The following is a 17,539-nucleotide window of genomic DNA, read 5'->3' on the forward strand; positions in this document are numbered from 1 at the left end:
CCAAAGTCCAAAAGGAGGGTACATGATGAGAGCCTATGAAACAATGCTGGTCCTGAAAGCGGACCTCGAAGAAGAAGCTCGTGATGCAGCCATCGCGAAGTACGAAGGCATCGTTGCGAAAGAAGGCGGCACTGTTCAACAATCGACCAAGTACGGCAAGCGCAAGCTCGCGTACGAAATCAACAAAAACCGTGAGGGTTTCTACGTTCTGCTCAACTTTGAAGCGAACACCACCACTCCGGCTGAGCTTGAGCGTCTGATGAAAATCGACGACAACGTGCTCCGTTACCTGACCGTCGTTAAAGAACAGTAATTCCAACTTCTAACCCAACGAGGAGGACATCTCAATGAGCGAACAACGTGAACAACGCGAACACCGCGAGCCGCGTGGCGGCGGTTTCAACAAGAAACGCCGTGGCAAGCGCCGCAAAGTTTGCAACTTCTGTGTTGACAAAGTAAAAGTAGTAGACTACAAAGACATCAACCGTCTGGGTCGTTATGTATCTGAACGCGGCAAGATCCTGCCGCGCCGCATCACCGGCAACTGCGCTGCTCACCAGCGTGCAGTAACCGTTGCGATCAAGAACTCCCGCATCGTTGCTCTGATGCCGTACACCGCTGAGGTGTAAGATATAAAAAAGGAAGTGGACAAGCGCCACTTCCTTTTTTTATTGCCCTGAACTCCGCTTAGCGGCGATGCTCGACCAGATCGATCGCGCCCAGCACAACGTGCGCGAGCCCAAAGCCTGCCACACCCCAGGCGATGGAGCGGTCCACCACATCGGTGCCGCGCAACGTCAGGCCGGCCGCAGTGACAGCAGTACCCAGAACGACCGGAATCAGTCCTTCGCGGGAATTCATCGGATTCATGTTCATGTGTACATACCCCCATTCGCGTAATCAGAGTTCATCCTGCATAGCTTGCCTCGCTAACCTCCCTTCTACTCACAGCTCACAGATAATCTTTCCACTTCCCAGCCGACCCCCAAAAAGATAGAATAAGATACTGAATAGATATATGGTTGTGGGGATCGCTTTTTGTGCAGGGAGGGGACGAAACAGAATGCAACAACCCAATTTCGATCTGTTAAAGGAAACGGTCGGCAAACGCTTTGGCAGCGTGAGCACCGACTACGGGCTCCCGGAGCTTACGGAGGGCCTGTTCACCGTTGAACAACTGGATTTTTTACAAGAGCAATCGGCAAGCCTGCCCAGCGACACGGGGATGCTGGAAGGCATGATTTTGCAAAACGTCAACAAAGGCAAAGTCCTGCGCGTCGGACATGCTCCGACCGGGGAAAGCCTGTTTACCGTGCGTATTCCTGTCAACAAGACCGCATTTGTGCTCACGCTCGCCTATTCGACGGAGACGTGGCACCTGCATAGCATCGAAGCGGTGCAAACGCGCCGCCAGGAGATCGGCAAACTGCTGCTCGGCGGGCTGATCGGCTCCGCAGCCACCGCCTTGGTCGCCCTGCTGCTGAGCAGCTTCAGCAGCGGCGATGACATCGTGGCACAAGCAAAAGAAGAAGGCTACATCGTATTGACACAAGAAGAGTACGCGACCCAGACCGGCCAGAGCCAGGTCGCCGTCGCCACGCAAGATCCCAACGCCAAGAAAGCCGGCGCCACCGCACCGGACGCCAAAACGGACGCAGTTGCGACGGAAGCGGCTGCTGAGACAGGCGAAAGCGTCACGTTCCAGCTCAAAGAAGGCATGACGACCTGGGATCTGACCAGCTTCCTGCAGGAAGAAGGACTGATTTCAGACCAGGCACAGTTCAGCCAAAAGCTGACCGACCTCGGTCTCGACGTGCTGCTGCGCCCGCAGGAGTATTCGTTCCAAAAGGGCATGTCCGAAGACGAAGTGATCGAAGCGTTGAAAAAATAGACCAGCATGAAAAAGCCGACCGGGGATGTCCCTAGTCGGCTTTTTCTGCGTGTTGCCCTTCGATCAGTCGCAGGCGGTAACAGTTCATCGCCACGACGCCCAGCTCCTCGATCAGCCCGTAGTTCGCCCAGGCGCCGACGACCGCTCCGATAAACGGCACCAGCTGCAGCATCTTGCGGAAGTCGATCGCATCGCGGTACTCGCGCTGAAACTGCTCCCAGTCCACATTTTGCAGATACTCCTGCTCCGGCGGAAACCCGGCAGCCACCCGCTCCCAGTTCTTGATCTTGGCGAGCAGGTCGCCCCGCTGGTCCGGCGCGGAGAAAGCGAGCTGGAACACATACAGCAGGAACAGCCGCTCGCGGAAGTCTTTCGTGTTGAAGCCGTAGAGATGAGCCAGCTCAAAGAGAAATTTCATCTTGATCGCGATCAGTGCCGGGAAGTCGGCCAAGCCAAGCATGATGCCGCCCGCTCCCGTGCCGGCCCCTTCCACAGCGGCGACTTTCTGGTAGGTGCCCATCAGCGCTTTCGCTTTCACGTCGCGATCCTCGAGTGGCAGGCCGACGTGCGGCGTCGATTTCGGCACGAAGTCCAGCCCAAACAGCACCGACGTGACGATCCCCCGCACGGCGCTGGTGATCGCCGCATGCACTTTGTCCGGAATCACGTTGTTGATTTTCGTCTGCACGCGCTTGGACATGTTTTGGATCAGACCGCTTGGTTTGAGCAGGCCATGCTCCCAGACTTTCAGTTCCGTTTGCAATCTATGTTCATACGTTCCCATTTTCTGCGTCACCTCATCTGGTAGTACGGTCATCAGCACAACAGGTTGCACATAACAGCAGCGGGGACTGGAAATGCTATCCTGTACAAACAGTATACGGCTGCAAGTATGGCTCGTGACCAGAGGAGGACGTTCCTTTGCCTGTAATCCGTTCTGTCGGCACCGCCGTGCCGCCTTACATCATCACGCAGGAAGAGACGCGGGAGTTTGCCCGCAACCTGTTTGCCGAGAGCTTTCGCGATATCGATCGGCTTCTGGCCGTGTTCGAATCGGCCCAAGTCGAGCAGCGCCATTTCTGCACCCCGCTGAAGTGGTTTGCGACAGCTCCGTCTTGGGAGGAGAAGAACCGTCTGTATATCGAAAACGCCGTCCGCCTGAGTCAGGAAGCGGCAGAGCAGTGTTTGGAAAAAGGGGGCCTGACGCCGCAGGATGTCGATGCGGTGGTCTTAGTGTCCTCGACGGGCGTGGCGACGCCAAGCCTCGACGCGTACCTGTTTAACGCGCTGGGGCTGAGGAGCGACATCAAGCGCGTACCGATCTGGGGACTGGGCTGTGCAGGCGGCGCGTCCGGGCTGGCCCGCGGCTTCGATCTGGCGCAGGCACACCCGGAGAGCAACGTGCTGGTGATCGCCGTGGAACTCTGCGGGCTGACCTTCTTAAACGGCGACCGCTCGAAAAGCAACCTGATCGCCACGTCGCTCTTTGCAGACGGTGCGGCCGCCGTGCTGGTCTGCGGAGATGATTCCAGAGCTGCATCGGGCGCAAAAGGGCCGCAGGTGCTGGCTTCGCGGTCGACGATCTGGCCGGACACGCTCGATGTGATGGGCTGGGATGTGCAGACGCCCGGCCTGAAAGTGATCTTCTCCAAAGACATCCCGACGATCGTGGAAACGAAAATCCGCCCGGTCACCGAGACCTTCCTGCAGAGCCGCCTGCTCACGCTCCAAGACGTCCAGCACTACGTCGCCCACCCCGGCGGCATGAAAGTGCTCAAGGCGTATGACGAAGCGCTCTCCTTGCCCCCAGAGACGCTGCGCCACGCCCGCGACATCCTGCGCACGCACGGCAACATGTCATCCTGCACCGTGCTGTTCGTCTTAGCGCGTGAACTTGAAGACCCCCATCGCGAAGGCGAGCACGGCCTCCTCTTCGCCCTCGGACCCGGCTTCTCGTCTGAGCAGGTGCTCCTGCGATGGTAGAACGCATCGAGCCCGCCCGGCTGCTGTCGCTTCTGCATCGTCATCGGGCAGTTCTGCAGATGCTTGGGACCAGTTCGACGGTTGAGGAGGTGTTTGCATGATCGTCACTTGGTTTTCGGTCGTGTTTGCTTTTGTCATCTTGCAGCGCTTGATGGAACTGATGATCGCCAAGCGCAATGGCCGGCAGATGGTGGCGCTGGGCGGCTTTGAAGTGGGCCGGGAGCATTACAAGTACATCGTGCTGCTGCACGCCGCCTTTTTTGCCGCGCTGTTCGGGGAAGTGTTTGCGCGCGGGAATGAGACGATGACACCGCACGGCGCACCGTTTGCCTTGTTTTGTGTGGCGCAGGGGCTGCGCGTGTGGGTGCTGCTGTCGCTCGGCAAGTTTTGGAACACCCGCATCTACGTTCTGCCCGGAAGCGAGCCGGTCATGCGCGGCCCGTACCGCTTTCTGCGCCATCCGAACTATGTGGTGGTGGCCTTGGAACTGGTTACGCTGCCGCTGGCGTTTGGCGCCTGGCTGACCGCACTGCTCTTCACAGTGCTGAATGCGCTGGTGCTGCGCGTGCGCATCCGCGCTGAAGAGCAGGCTCTGATCGAAGTCACCGCCTATGCCGAAGGGATGGGCGACCGCGAGCGCTTCCTCCCGACCTTGAAAAGATGACGGCAAAAAGCCGTTCGGTACACGTGACCGAACGGCTTTTGCTCTGGGTGATGCATTACTGGAATTCGTTATCCCCTTCAGCAGGCGCTGCATCCACTGCGATCTGGTACGCGTCGAGCAGGGATTGCGCTTCTTCCGGGTCCTCGATGCCGACCAGTTCCTGATCGTCCCCTTCGCCTACTACCTGCATGAGGATCGTGTCCTCGTCGTTGGCCAGGAGCACGTAGTTCCGGTCGTCCATCTCAAACATGCCTTCGATGCCAAACTCCAGCTCTGTGCCTTGATCGTCTTCCACGATGATGCGGTCTCTGATCATCTGATCACCCCCATGCATTAGCGTTTCCAATTTGGCGCACGTTAGCCAGAGAGGAAGGAGTGCTGCACATGCGCAAATGGCTGCAGCCGGTTATCCTGCTGCTGTTTTTTATCGTTCCGTATTTCGATCTGTTTCGCATCGACATTCCGGGCGGCCAGTACTATTGGTTTACGCGCCGGCTGCCTTTTTCCCAAGCGATGCCGCTCTTGTTGACGGTGCTCTGGCTGGTCTTTCTGGTGCTGGGGCTGTCCTTTTTCAAGCCGCGCCTGTTCTGTTCGCATTTCTGCCCGCACAACACGATCTCCAAATTCCTGCGCGCCTTGCAGCGGTACAAGCTCGACCTGCCGCTGGCGATCCTGCTCACGCCGCTGGTCGCCTTTACCTTGATCGCCTATTTCGTCGACCCGCACCGCATCTGGTCGGCGCTCACGGAAGGTACGTCGGGGATGGTTTTGATTTTTTTCCTCGTGCTCTGCCTGTTTATCGGGGCGCTGTTGCTGCGGCTGCGGCATAAGTTTTGCAGCACGGTCTGCCCGTATGGCTATATTCAGCAGATGTTTCGCCCGGAGCGCACGACAACGCTTGGCAAAATCGTCACCGCCGCTCTCCTGCTGATGCTTGGCGGCGCCACCGTGCTGTCCGTCTTTTTCACGTCGGGGCTGGAAATCGACCTCGGGACGATCGCCCGGGTCAATGCCGGCAACCGCATGATCTACACCTACGAGCTGCGCCTCGTCAACAATCGCAAGCAATCGGAGTCGGTCAGCGTCACGTTTCACAAGCTGGAGCCGATCCGCAACCCGTTTGCCGAGCCGATTCTCATTCAATCGGGTGAAGCGATGAAGATTCCGTTCTCCTTTGAGGTCCAGCAGACGCAAGAAGTGGAGTTTGACGTCTGTCCGCAGCAACCGGCCGACTGCGAACGGTTTCGCTTTTCTTTGTCCGGAACGTAAAAAGCGGATGCCCTCTCAGGAGGACGTCCGCTTTTTTGTCAGCCAGGCCGCACCGGTCGCCGCCACCGCCACCGCGTAAAACGCAGCGTTGGGAATGGCGAGCGGGGTGATGAACAGCGCGACCACCTTCTCTTCCAGAATCATCGCAGCCCCCGTCCAGGACAGGACGGCGATGCCAAGGAACAGCAGGATCGGATATTTGTGCAGCAGGTGCGCGATCAGGCGGCTGCCCCACAAGATGCAGGGAATCGAGACGAGAATCCCCAGGGCCACCAGCCACCAGTTTCCTTTGGCGATCGCCACGACGGCGAGCACGTTGTCGACCGACACCATCAGGTCGGCGATCACGATCACCTGCACCGCTTTCCAGATGCCTCTCGAACCGCGCATGTTGCTTTCTTCGGCGTGTTCTTCGCCGAGCATTTTAAAGGCGATGTACAACAGGAACAGTCCGCCAACCAGCTTGATGTACGGCAGATTGATCAGATAGATCGCCAGCATCGACAGCACGATGCGCAACGCCACCGCTCCAAACGTCCCCCAATAGATCGCCCGCTGACGAATCCCGTTTGGCAGATGACGCGTAGCCAAACCGATCACCAAGGCGTTGTCCACCGACAGAATGGCGGAGATCAACAAGATTTCCAAGGCAAGCAGCATCTCTTGCACGTCACAGACCTCCCCGATTGTCCAACAACTCTCAAGAAAAGCCTATGATGCGACTGCCCCTAACTTGTCTGATTCTCCTCCAAACGTTTAAAAACCCCGATCGCAAAATCGCACCATTCCATCCACGACCGCATAAAGCGCATGCCAAAATCAAGCGTCAGATACTCCCCGACTTTCTCGGCGATCGGCTCCTGCGACTCCGACATGTAGTCGCCGCGAAAAGCATCCATCATGCTTAGGATGTGCGCGTGCGTGTCGCGGCTGGCTTCGAGAAAGGCGATCGCCTGCGCGGGCGGAATCAGGTGAAACAGGGAGACGCGGAGCAAGGATTCATTTTTCATCTTCGGCGGTTTCGGTTCTTCGGACAGCCAGGTGAACAGTTCTTTCATGCCTGGTTCGGTCAGTTTGTATAACTTTTTGTCAGGGCGGTCCTGCTGCTCGATCAGGCGATGCGAGACGAGCCCTTCGACTTCTAATTTTTGCAGTTCTCTATAGATCTGTGTATGGTGTGCATTCCAGAAATGGCTGACTTTCATCGAGAATTGCTGTGTCAGATCGTAGCCTGACATCTCTTCCCCAGAAAGCAGCCCCATCACAGCGTAGCGCAAGGCCATGGAACATCCCTCCAACTTGAGGATATCACCTTTTGTGGAACATGACAAAAAACCAAACTGTACAAAACTTATACAAAATGGTGTTGCTTCCCATGCTAGGCGATGATATGATGGTATCGTCTTATGTGAGAATGCACATATAAAATTGTTAGGGAGAGGAAGATCCGGGATGAACTTCTTGACGCGGGTATCGCTGAAAAACCCAGTCGCCATCTTCATTTTATCTTTCCTGCTGATCTTTGGCGGGACGTATGCGTTTCAGACGTTAAAAGTCGACCTGTTGCCGAACATCGAGTTTCCGCAGCTGTCGATCGAGGCGTTTTATCCGGGGGCGTCTCCGGATGATGTAAATGAGCAAGTGACGTCGAAGCTCGAGGAGCAGTTTAAAAAGCTGGATACCCTCGACAAGATGACGTCGCAGTCGTTCGAGAGTGCGTCGCTGATCCAGCTGACGTTCCCGATCGGCACCAACATGGATGATGTGGAGCAAAAGGTGCAGGACCTGCTGCGTGAAGCGGCCCTGCCGGAGAATGTGGAGCCGAGTGTGCAGCGTTTCTCCTTTGGCTCCTTCCCGATCATCAACGCGGTCGCCTTCGCCAAAGACGGCCAGGATGTGCAGGGCCTGCTCATCGACGAAGTGAAGCCTGCCCTCGAAAAGATCCCCGGCGTCGCATCCGTCGCCGTCGGCGGCACGGCCGAAGAGCTCGTCGAGATCGAAGTGGAGCAAGCGGAAGCCGCTAAGTATGGCCTGAGCTTGCAGTCGATCCAAGAGCAGATCAAAAGCAAATTCGTCTCCATGCCAGCGGGCACGGTAACAGACGATTCGGTGCTGATCCCAATCCGCATCACCGAAGAGCTCGCTACAGTAAATGATCTCAAAAATCTCCAACTAAATGTCCAAGCCACCGCAGGTGCATCTCAAGGCACCGCAGGTGCATCTCAAGGCACCGCAGGTGCATCTCAAGGCACCGCAGGTGCATCTCAAGGCACCGCAGGTGCATCTCAAGGCACCGCAGGTGCATCTCAAGGCACCGCAGGTGCATCTCAAGGCACCGCAGGTGCATCTCAAGGCACCGCAGGTGCATCTCAAGGCACCGCAGGTGCATCTCAAGGCACCGCAGGTACCCCAACCCAAGGCGCTCCCACCACCGGACAAGGTGCTCCGGGCGGCAGTCCGGGCGCAGCACCACCGATCATCAAGCTCTCCGACGTGGCGACCATCAACACCGTCACCGCCCAGCCGGAGATCACCCGCTTTAACGACAAAGAGAGCATCGCCCTCACCGTCACCAAGAAACAGGACGCCAACACGGTCGAGATCGCCGAACAATCGCGCGCCCTCCTCGACAGCTACAGCGACAAGATCTCCTACGACATCGTATTTGACCAGTCGGAAGGCATCGAACAGTCGGTCAACTCCCTGATCAAAGAAGGCTTGCTCGGCGCACTCTTCGCTTCTCTTGCCGTGCTGCTCTTCCTGCGCAACCTCCGCGCGACGATCATCGCCGTGCTGTCGATTCCGCTGTCGCTCGTCGTCTCGTCGATCTTCCTCGCGCAATCGAACATCACGCTGAACATCATGACCCTCGGCGGCATGGCGGTCGCTGTCGGACGCGTCGTCGACGACTCAATCGTCGTCATCGAAAACATCTTCCGCCGCATGAAAAACAACAAAGACAACCTCGACAAAACGGAACTGACCATCTCCGCCACCAAAGAGATGCTCAAAGCGATCACCTCTTCCACCTTGACCACGGTGGTCGTCTTCCTGCCGCTCGGCTTTGTCGGCGGCATCACCGGCGAGTTTTTCCTGCCGTTTGCCTTGACCATCGTCTACGCGCTGCTCGCTTCGCTCGTCGTCTCGATCACCTTGACGCCGGTCTTGGCCCGCTTCTCGTTCTCGAAAGTCACCCATGAGGAAAAAGAAGGCCGCCTCCAGCGCTTCTACGAGCGTGTGCTGCGCTTCTCCCTGCGCAAAAAATGGGTCGTCTTCGCCATCTGCATCCCGCTGCTGCTCGGATCGCTTGGCCTGACCACCCAGCTCGGCTTCGTTTTCCTGCCGAACGAAAAAGTCAAAATCATCTCCGCCACCGTCACCCTCCCGGCGTCGACCGTGCTGGAGAAAACAAACGAAGCATCCCTCCAGATCGAAGAGATGCTGAAGACCCGCCCGGCCATCGCAGACGTCTTCGTCGGCATCGGCTCCCGCGACTACATGACCGGCCTGAAAAAAGAAAACGCCGCGTCCTACGTGATCATGCTCGACGAAACGGCCAACACAGCCGATGAAGTCAAAACGATCGAATCGAAAATCAGCGAGATCGCCAAAACGATTTCCGACAAAACGGTCGTCTCCGTCCAAGAGATGTCCACCGGCGGTCCGCCGTCCAACAACAACGTCGACATCGACCTCTATTCCACCGACCTCGACGCGCTGATGACCGCTTCCAAACAAGTGGAAGACCAGCTGAAGTCCCGTGACGACCTCAAATACGTCACCAACAACATGAAAGAAAAACAACGCCAATGGGTCGTCAAAATCAAGCCGGACCAAGCGTCTGCATACGGCGTTTCCGCCTACACTGTGCTTGGCATCACCGCCGACCGCACGCGTCCGGTCTCGGTCGGCACCCTCGAACTGGACGGCGAAGAGCGCAGCGTAAGGCTGACCTACGACAAGCCGCTCGCATCGAAAAGCGAACTCGAAGACCTGACCGTCTTTGGCACCAAAGGCCCCGTCCAACTGAAAACGATCGCCGACATCCAGGAGGTCGAAAGCGTCACCTCGATCCAAAAACTGGACGGCAAAGTGTTCGCCCGCGTCTCCGCGATCGTCAATGCTGCCAACGTCCAGCAAACCGCTTCGGAAGTAAAAACAGAAGTCGGCGCGCTCGACCTGCCCGACGGCGTCTCCCTGCAAGCGGGCGGCGGCACCGATGAAACGGTAAAAACGTTCCAAGAGCTGGGCCTCGCGATGGGGATCGCCGTCGGCCTCGTCTACCTCGTCATGCTGTTCACATTTGGGCAGGCGCGGATCCCGTTTGTCATCCTCTCTTCGCTCCTGTTCGTGCCGACCGGCGCGTTCATCGGCCTGTACCTGTTGAACGAACCGTTGTCCGTCTCGGCGATGATCGGGATTCTGATGCTGATCGGGATCGTCGTCACTAATGCGATCGTCCTCGTCGACCGCGTCGTGCAAAACCGCGAAGAAGGCATGACGATTCGCGACTCCCTGATCGAAGGCGGCAAGACCCGCCTGCGTCCGATCCTGATGACCGCCTTTGCCACGATCTGCGCCCTGCTGCCGCTGGCATTCACCACAGCAGAAGGCAGCCTGATCTCCAAAGGCCTCGCCGTCGTCGTCATCGGCGGCCTCACGACCTCGACCTTGCTCACCTTGATCATCGTCCCGGTCATGTACGAACTGTTCTTCCTGCGCACCCACCGCCAGGAACAAAAACAGCTCCTGCACTAATGCAAAGCAATGCAAAGCGCCGTCTCCTCAGGGAGACGGCGCTTCTCTCTATATGCACAACAAAAAAACCAGCGTTCCAGGGGAACGCTGGCTTATATTTAGCATTGACGCAAGCTTATGCCTTGGAAACGTTAGATGCTTGCGGACCGCGGTTGCCTTCTACGATTTCGAAAGAAACGCGTTGGCCTTCTTCAAGAGTCTTGAAGCCATCTTCCTGGATTGCGGAGAAGTGTACGAACACATCGTCGCCGCCTTCAACAGTGATGAAGCCGTAACCTTTTTCTGCGTTAAACCACTTAACAGTACCTTGATGCATGTGAAAAACCTCCTGATACGTCCGTAAAAGACGAAATATTAGCTACCATTTCGCCCGATTCAAAATGCACCGACTCACCATTGAGCAACGCAAATTCCGGAATCAATAATGGTGCTTTTTGAGACAATACCAGTGTACCACTCTTTGTAAAGAGTGTCAAACCTTTCTGGCATTAAATACCGTAAATATCCTTAAATTTCTCTTCAAGATAGGCGACCAAATACTCAGAGTTGATCTCCTCGCCGGTCGCCTCTGTCATGATTTGGCCCGGGGTCAGCATCTTGCCATGCTTATACACTTTTTCATTCAGCCAAGCCAGCACTTCGGTCACATCCCCTGCCGCCACCTGCTCGCGGTAGTTCGGGATCTCCTGCTTCAAGGTGTTCTCCAGCTGTGCCGCGTAGATGTTGCCCAGCGAGTAGGACGAGAAGTAGCCAAACGCGCCGCCCGACCAGTGAATGTCCTGCAGCACGCCGGTCGCATGATCTTCCGGACGCACGCCGACATACTCTTCAATCTTATTGGCCCAGATCTCCGGCAGATCTTTCACTTCGATCTTGCCGTTGATCAGGTCTTTTTCGATTTCATAGCGGAGCATGATGTGCAGGTTGTAGGTCAGCTCATCCGCATCGACGCGGATCAGGGACGGCTCCACATAGTTGATCGCCTTGTAAAAGTCTGCCGCGTTCACATCGGCAAACTGCGCCGGGAAATGCTCGAGAAGCCCGGCGAAATGATGCTGCCAGAACTCGCGGCTTCTGCCGATCATGTTTTCCCAGAAGCGCGACTGCGATTCATGAATCCCCATCGACGTGCCGGTCGCCAGGAACGTGCCGACCAGATCGTGCGAAACGTTTTGCTCATAGATCGCATGGCCAAATTCATGGATCGTGCCAAACAGCGACTGCGTGATGTCGTGGTCAAAATAGAACGTGGTGATCCGCACGTCGTTCGGGTTCAGGCCGATCGCAAACGGATGCGGGCTTTCATCGAAACGCCCTTTGCTAAAATCAAAGCCGAGCTGCTCCAGCATGTAGCGAGAGTATTTGACCTGCTCCTCTTTCGCGAAGTATTGGTGCAGGAACGAACGTCCGACCTGCTCTTTTTCGGTGACGCGCTTCAAGAGCTCGATCGTCTTCTCGCGCAGCCCGCCAAAGATCGCGTCCAGCTTGGCGACCGTCAGACCCGGCTCGTATTTGCTGAGCAGCGTGTCGTATTTGTTGTCCTTGTAGCCCCAGATCTCGATGAACTCGCGGATGATGCCGACGATCTTCTCCAGATAGGGACGGAACAGTTCAAAGTCGTTGTTCTGCTTCGCTTCCGCCCAGGCGCTTTCGGCCGTCTGGGTCAGCACTACGTACTCGCGGAACTTGTCGGGCGGAATGCTCTTGTCGCGCTCATATTCCTCTTTGCGGTCCAAAACGGAGGCACGCGTGATCGGATCAAGCAGTTCCAATGCATCCGGCGTGGAGAGAACCTCAAGATACTCGCCCATCTGATCGGAAGTCTGCATCGCAAACAGGTCGCCCGACAACATGCCGACCACTTCGGCACGCTGCGCGACGCCTTGTTTCGGGATGAGGGCGCTCATGTCCCACTGGATAAGCTGGATCGCTTCGTGCATCTGCTTCATTCGTCGCACGTAGGTATTAAATTCATTTGCTGTCTGTTGAATCTTTTCAGTTGACATCCGTTAACCTCCGTTTCGTGTTTACAACACGTGTTTACAGTTTTAATTTACAGAAAATTTACCCGATTGTCCAGTACCAAAACAGAGAAAAAGCCACGCGCAAGGGCGTGGCTTTTTCTGCTGGTGCCGGTTGCTTACTTGAGATCGTGGTGGAGCATGTACTCGATGTTCGATCTCAGGATCTCAGCGCCGGAAGCGGTGATGTTGCCCGCGTTCACGTAGGTGCTGAGCGTTTGCTGCAGCTGTTGCAGATGCTTGTTCGCCTGGTCGGTGTCGCCAGCTTTTGCTGCACGCTGTGCAGTGTCCAGCTTCGCGATCAGGGATTGCTTGATGCCGCCGTTTTTCAGTTCGCCGCGCTCAGACAGCTGGTTAACCACGTTGTCGATCGTTGCGAAGTTGGTTTCGACGAGGAACAGGAAGTTGCCTTCATATTCGTTGCCTGCGTTGTCGCGAACGCGAACGCGCAGGGTGTGTGCGCCAAGGCCAAGGCTTTGCGCGCTCAGTTCTGCGTTCTGGTTGATCAGGTGATCATCCAGGTACAGTTCTGTCGATGCCACGCCGGAAGCCGGGTCGGTTGCATTGACGGAGAAGGAAACGGTCTGGTCAAAGTTCACGTTGCTCAGGTCGCCGCCAGATTGAACCACATCAACGGTCGGCATGGTTTTGTCGAGCTTCACGGTCAGGGACTTTTCCGCTTCCACGTTGCCGTTGACGTCAACAGAGCGGTACGCCACGTTGTGCGTGCCGTCCGTGTTCACAGCAAACGGTGCGGTGTATTCGGTCCAGTCGCCATTGCCGATCTGGTATTCGGTGCGAGCGACGCCCGACTTGTCGTCGGTTGCGGTCAGTGTGACCGTTACGTCTTCGCGGTACCAGCCGTTTTCGTTTGCAGTGCCGGAGACAGCGGAAGTGGTAACCGGTGCCTGGGTGTCAGCTGCAAAATCGGTCAAAGCGGTCGGTTTCAGTTGGAACGTGCCTTTGAAGATCGAGGAAACGCCGGAAACGGTGACGGTTTGGCCGTCTTTGTACGTAAACTTGTCGAGGGTCAGACCGGTGCGGCCGTCCACGCGGACAAGCGTAGTGCCTTTGTCGCTGGTTGCGTTAAATTCGAACGAGCCGGCCGGAGTTACGCCGTGCAGGTTGGAGATCTTCACGTTCTCCAAGGTGACGCGCTGACCTTGGTTGGTTGCGTCGACTGCGTCAACAACTTTTGCAGCCGGCAGTTCCGCGGTGCCGATCTTGTTGATCGCCATCACTTCGGTCAGTTCAAACTCGGTGTTGTACACTTCGGTCGATGCGGTGATCTCAACGCGGTCGCCCGCGTTAAAGCCGGCTTTGGATTGGAACACATACACGCCGCCGGTTTCGTCTTGCAGGTAGAAGCCTTGGCCGCCAAATGCGCCCGGCTGGGTGGTGATCACGCCTTGCACGGTGACGAGCTGGCCAGCAGCTTTGTCGCGCGCTTCACCGATGGTGATCTGTGCCGGTACCGGCGGCTTGTCTTCCGGCAGTTGTTCAGCCGGAACGTTAGCGATGGTGACCGTCTTGGTGTTCAGCGCGGTGGACGCCTGACGGATGCGCAGGTTCGCAGAGCCAAGCGGCGTGCCCGGCTTGAGACGGACGTTCAGCGTTTTCGACGCGTGGCCGAAAGCGTCTGCCGTCATCGAGAACTGCGAGGAGTAGCCATACGCGGTCGGCCAGGTGCCGTCCGGGTTCTGCACTTGCGCGACTTGTGTGCCGCCCGTCAAGTAGATGCCGAGGTTGAAGCCCGACACCGTGGAGTTCGGCAGGAAGTTGTCTGCCACCATGCGGATCTGGAACACTTCGTTCGCCGGGAGCTCTGCCTGGTGAACGGTCGAGTAGGTCGGGGTGACCGGTGCAGCTTGGGTCGAGCCAAAGGAACCCGGTTTAAAGGTGCTCGACTCGTACCACAGATAGCCCGGGTCCGGAGCAGCCCACGGTTCCGGCTGCGGTTCGGTCGAAGTCTGCGGAGTTTCGAACGGAAGCAGCGGAGTTACCGGATCAAGGGTGATGCCTTTTTGACCAAAAGAGGTGTAGTTCTCTTTCGTTGCCAGCCAGTTCACCATGTTGACGAGCAGGGTTGCGTCGTCCTGCTCTTTGAAGCCGTCATAGGTGGTTTTCTTGCGGCCGGTGTCTTCACGCAGATATTTCGGGGTCGCGTCTTCTACCGGAGAGGAGTCGCCGATGAAAGCAGCTTTGCCGCCGCCAACCTTGGAGATCGCAGCGTACGGGCCTTCTTCAACGCCGCCGCCGTTGTAAACGCCTTGGTCGACTGCGTTTGCCCAGCGCTCGTCGGTCTTCGGCATGTAAACGAGACCTTTTGCTTTGTTCGGGTCGATAATTGCCAGCGTTGCGCCTGCGTGCATCGCGACGGTGTCAACGCCTTGGGTGATGCCAAACGTGTCGGCCGGAGCCGCGATGTCGGTCGCGGTGATGTCAGCCAGCGCGTTGTAACGGAAGCGAATGCCGAAGTTCTGGCCAAGCCAGTCGGAGGACTGGATGCCTTGCATTTCGTCAGACGCTGCTTCTTGCGCGGTCATGCCTTTTGCCGGATTGTCCCACGCACCGCGGCGGTAACCGTTGAACACTTCGTTAGCGTCCCAGCGGTTCTTGTTGCGGTCGGCGTTGTAATGGTCGCCGACAAAGAAGATCGAGCCGCCGCTTTGCACATATTGCAGCATCGCGTCCTGCTCGGATTTCTTGTAGGGAATGTTTGCTTCCCCGATGACAAACACATCATAGCTTTGCAGATCGGTAAGGGTAATAGGGCTGGTCTTGCGCAATTCTTTTACATAGAAGCCATCTTCCGCCAATGCGGTACCGAAGTCGGAGAACCCGCCGTCGATAACCCAGTCAGCAGCGCCTGCCGTCTGACCGTGCGTGTTGTCAAACAGGACTTTCTTGCCTGCATTCTCATTGACGACTTTCGCCGGAATCACCGGCGCCGGATCGGTCGGGCCCTCAGCTTGTGCCACGTTGCCATAAGTCAGCGTAGCAGCAGCCGGGAGCGGGAACGCCAGCGTCATCGCGAGAAGCACCTTCATCGCTTTGCTTTTAAAGGTAAACATCCCTGCACCTCCACAATAAGTTGTGCTTGTATAGTATCCATAAGCACCCACACTTATTATTCTAGCACCTCGCCTGCCAGTTTTGGTTAGTTTTTCGTAAATTAGAACATTTCGTATGGCAGTGTTATTAAAAATACACATCATAAAATAAGCAAAGCGCGGATCAAGTAACAGGTATTCTGCCTCGTACCCTTTGAGCCCATACATACAAAAAAGCCTTTCCTTCAAAATAAGAAGGAAAGGCTTCTTGTGCAGTGAACTACGGCAGCGGTTGAACCACTACGTTGCCGATGGTGACCGCTTCGGTAAATTTCGCGGTGGTGCCCACGCGCAGGCGCATGTTCGCAGCGCCGGTGGTGCCGGACTTGATGCGCATGTTGAGGATCTTCTCCGCATGGCCGGTGCTGTCAGCGGTCATCGTGAAATTCGCGCTGTAGCCGTATGTGGTCGGCCAGGTGCCGTTGCTGTTTTGCGTGATCGCCACTTGCGTGCCGCTCGAATTGTACACCCCGATGTTGTAGGTGCTGATCGTCGAGTTGGCAGCCAGGCCGTTGGCGACGACTTTCACTTGGAACGTGGAGCCGGTGCCCGGGAGCGTTGCCTGGTGCACGAAGGAGTAGCCGAGCGGCTGCGGCGTCGTCGTGGAACCTGCGCCGTAGGAGCCGGTCTTAAAGGTGGACGGATCCCACCACTTGTAGCCGGTTGCCGGTGCCGCCCACGGTTCTGCCTGCGGTTCGGTGGAGGCGGACGGAGTTTCCATCGACAAGAGCGAAGTCGGGCTGTCGAGGGTCAGGCCGGACACTTGGTTCAGTGCGGTGTAGCTTTCTTGATTCGAGAGCCAGTTGATGATGTTGACCATCAAGGTTGCATCGTTTTGCTCCGACCAGCCCGCATAGGTGGTCTTCGCAGAGCCGGTCTCTTCGCGCAGGTAGCGCGGAGTTGCGTCTTCCACCGGCGAGGAGTCGCCGATGAATGCTGCTTTGCCGAGGCCGACTTTGGAAACTGCTGCGAACGGGCCTTCTGCCACGCCGCCGCCGTTGTAAACGCCTTGGTCAACTGCGCTCGACCACTTTGCGGTGGTCGACGGCAGGTAAACGATGCCTTTTGCTTTGTTCGGGTCCATGATCGCCATGGTCGAACCTGCGTGCATCGCCACGGTGGAAACGCCCGCCGTGATGCCAAACGCCTGCGAGGACGGTACGATGTTGTTCGCCGTCACGTCGCCGATCGCGTTGTAGCGGAAGCGCACGCCGAAGTTTGTGCCCAGCCAGTCGGAAGAGGTGACGCCTTGCATCGCGGTGGAAGCCGCTTCTTCGGTCGTCATGCCTTTTGCCGGGTTGGTCCATGCGCCTCGACGGTAGCCGTTAAACACTTCCGAAGCGTCCCAGCGGTTTTTGTTGCGGTCGGCGTTGTAGTGGTCGCCAACAAAGAAGATCGCGCCGCCGTTTTGCACGTATTGCAGCATTGCGGTTTGTTCCGAAGATTTATAAGGGATGTTTGCTTCGCCGATAACAAATACATCATAAGCGGAAAGATCGGTAAGGGTGATCGGAGTCGATTTACGCAGTTCTTTTACATAGAAACCATCATTCGCCAGCGCATTGCCAAAATCGGAGAAGCCGCCGTTGATGACCCAGTCTGCTGCACCGGCCGTTTGACCGTGCGTGTTGTCAAACAGAACCTTTTTGCCGTAGTTGCCATTCGCTACTTTTGCCTGGATTTCCGGAGCCGGGTCATTCGGGCCTTCTGCCATCACTGCTTGTCCGCCGCCAAACGGCAGAGACAAAGGCAGCGCCAGCGTCATCGCCAGCAAGACTTTACCTGCTTTGCCTTTGAAATTCAAGATGGTACACCTCCACATAGATTAGGGAATACTCTT

Annotated in this window: 16 protein-coding genes; 7 read left to right on the plus strand and 9 right to left on the minus strand. The window is 56.8% G+C overall.

Annotated features, from left to right (window positions below):
• Nucleotides 1-25 precede the first annotated feature (25 nt).
• Both rpsF and rpsR read left to right on the plus strand, forming a co-directional pair.
• Entirely contained in the window at nt 26-313 is a 288-nt protein-coding gene (gene rpsF, locus CBW65_RS01655) for a 30S ribosomal protein S6 (RefSeq protein ID WP_087455293.1), read from the plus strand.
• Nucleotides 314-347: 34 nt separating this feature from the next.
• The gene (gene rpsR / locus CBW65_RS01660; RefSeq protein ID WP_087455294.1) at nt 348-629 is read left to right on the plus strand and encodes a 30S ribosomal protein S18; all 282 of its coding nucleotides are present in this window, start codon (nt 348-350) and stop codon (nt 627-629) included.
• 58 nt (nt 630-687) lie between these two features.
• Here rpsR and CBW65_RS01665 read toward each other — a convergent pair whose 3' ends face one another.
• On the minus strand, nt 688-861 hold the full coding sequence (locus tag CBW65_RS01665) for an asparagine synthase (protein WP_087459077.1): 174 nt from the start codon (nt 859-861) through the stop codon (nt 688-690).
• Between the two features lie 202 nt (nt 862-1,063).
• Between CBW65_RS01665 and CBW65_RS01670 the strand changes: the two genes are divergently transcribed.
• A complete protein-coding gene (locus tag CBW65_RS01670) occupies nt 1,064-1,891 on the plus strand; it encodes an MltG/YceG/YrrL family protein (RefSeq protein WP_087455295.1) in 828 nt (275 codons plus the stop codon).
• A 31-nt stretch (nt 1,892-1,922) separates the two neighbouring features.
• On the opposite strand, the gene CBW65_RS01675 is transcribed toward CBW65_RS01670, so the two are convergent.
• A complete protein-coding gene (locus tag CBW65_RS01675) occupies nt 1,923-2,675 on the minus strand; it encodes an EcsC family protein (RefSeq protein ID WP_087455296.1) in 753 nt (250 codons plus the stop codon).
• 137 nt (nt 2,676-2,812) lie between these two features.
• On the opposite strand from CBW65_RS01675, the gene CBW65_RS01680 reads away from it, so the two are divergent.
• Both CBW65_RS01680 and CBW65_RS01685 read left to right on the plus strand, forming a co-directional pair.
• Entirely contained in the window at nt 2,813-3,874 is a 1,062-nt protein-coding gene (locus tag CBW65_RS01680; protein ID WP_087455297.1) for a type III polyketide synthase, read from the plus strand.
• A 97-nt stretch (nt 3,875-3,971) separates the two neighbouring features.
• Nucleotides 3,972-4,538 (plus strand): isoprenylcysteine carboxyl methyltransferase family protein, encoded by a 567-nt coding sequence (locus CBW65_RS01685; RefSeq protein ID WP_087455298.1) that lies wholly within the window; start codon nt 3,972-3,974, stop codon nt 4,536-4,538.
• A gap of 55 nt (nt 4,539-4,593) precedes the next feature.
• Here CBW65_RS01685 and CBW65_RS01690 read toward each other — a convergent pair whose 3' ends face one another.
• Complete coding sequence (locus CBW65_RS01690) at nt 4,594-4,854, minus strand: DUF1292 domain-containing protein (protein WP_087455299.1); 261 nt, start codon at nt 4,852-4,854, stop codon at nt 4,594-4,596.
• A 68-nt stretch (nt 4,855-4,922) separates the two neighbouring features.
• Between CBW65_RS01690 and CBW65_RS01695 the strand changes: the two genes are divergently transcribed.
• Nucleotides 4,923-5,807, plus strand: coding sequence for a 4Fe-4S binding protein (locus CBW65_RS01695; RefSeq protein WP_087455300.1), 885 nt, complete (start codon nt 4,923-4,925; stop codon nt 5,805-5,807).
• Between the two features lie 15 nt (nt 5,808-5,822).
• On the opposite strand, the gene CBW65_RS01700 is transcribed toward CBW65_RS01695, so the two are convergent.
• On the minus strand, nt 5,823-6,467 hold the full coding sequence (locus tag CBW65_RS01700; protein WP_232463499.1) for a TerC family protein: 645 nt from the start codon (nt 6,465-6,467) through the stop codon (nt 5,823-5,825).
• A gap of 68 nt (nt 6,468-6,535) precedes the next feature.
• Nucleotides 6,536-7,090 carry a PadR family transcriptional regulator gene (locus CBW65_RS01705; protein WP_198299726.1) on the minus strand — a complete coding sequence of 185 codons (555 nt, stop codon included), beginning with the start codon at nt 7,088-7,090 and terminating at the stop codon, nt 6,536-6,538.
• Between the two features lie 169 nt (nt 7,091-7,259).
• Between CBW65_RS01705 and CBW65_RS01710 the strand changes: the two genes are divergently transcribed.
• Nucleotides 7,260-10,565 (plus strand): efflux RND transporter permease subunit, encoded by a 3,306-nt coding sequence (locus CBW65_RS01710; protein ID WP_087455303.1) that lies wholly within the window; start codon nt 7,260-7,262, stop codon nt 10,563-10,565.
• A 115-nt stretch (nt 10,566-10,680) separates the two neighbouring features.
• Here CBW65_RS01710 and cspD read toward each other — a convergent pair whose 3' ends face one another.
• The 4 genes from cspD to CBW65_RS01730 form a co-directional block, all read right to left on the minus strand.
• Nucleotides 10,681-10,881, minus strand: a complete 201-nt coding sequence (gene cspD / locus CBW65_RS01715; protein ID WP_087455304.1) for a cold-shock protein CspD — start codon at nt 10,879-10,881, stop codon at nt 10,681-10,683.
• Nucleotides 10,882-11,053: 172 nt separating this feature from the next.
• The gene (locus tag CBW65_RS01720) at nt 11,054-12,571 is read right to left on the minus strand and encodes a carboxypeptidase M32 (protein ID WP_087455305.1); all 1,518 of its coding nucleotides are present in this window, start codon (nt 12,569-12,571) and stop codon (nt 11,054-11,056) included.
• A gap of 134 nt (nt 12,572-12,705) precedes the next feature.
• A complete protein-coding gene (locus CBW65_RS01725; protein WP_087455306.1) occupies nt 12,706-15,660 on the minus strand; it encodes an OmpL47-type beta-barrel domain-containing protein in 2,955 nt (984 codons plus the stop codon).
• 259 nt (nt 15,661-15,919) lie between these two features.
• Nucleotides 15,920-17,464, minus strand: coding sequence for a DNA-binding protein (locus tag CBW65_RS01730; protein WP_087459078.1), 1,545 nt, complete (start codon nt 17,462-17,464; stop codon nt 15,920-15,922).
• Nucleotides 17,465-17,539: the final 75 nt, after the last annotated feature.

It is taken from the genome of Tumebacillus avium (assembly GCF_002162355.1).
GTDB lineage: Bacteria > Bacillota > Bacilli > Tumebacillales > Tumebacillaceae > Tumebacillus_A > Tumebacillus_A avium.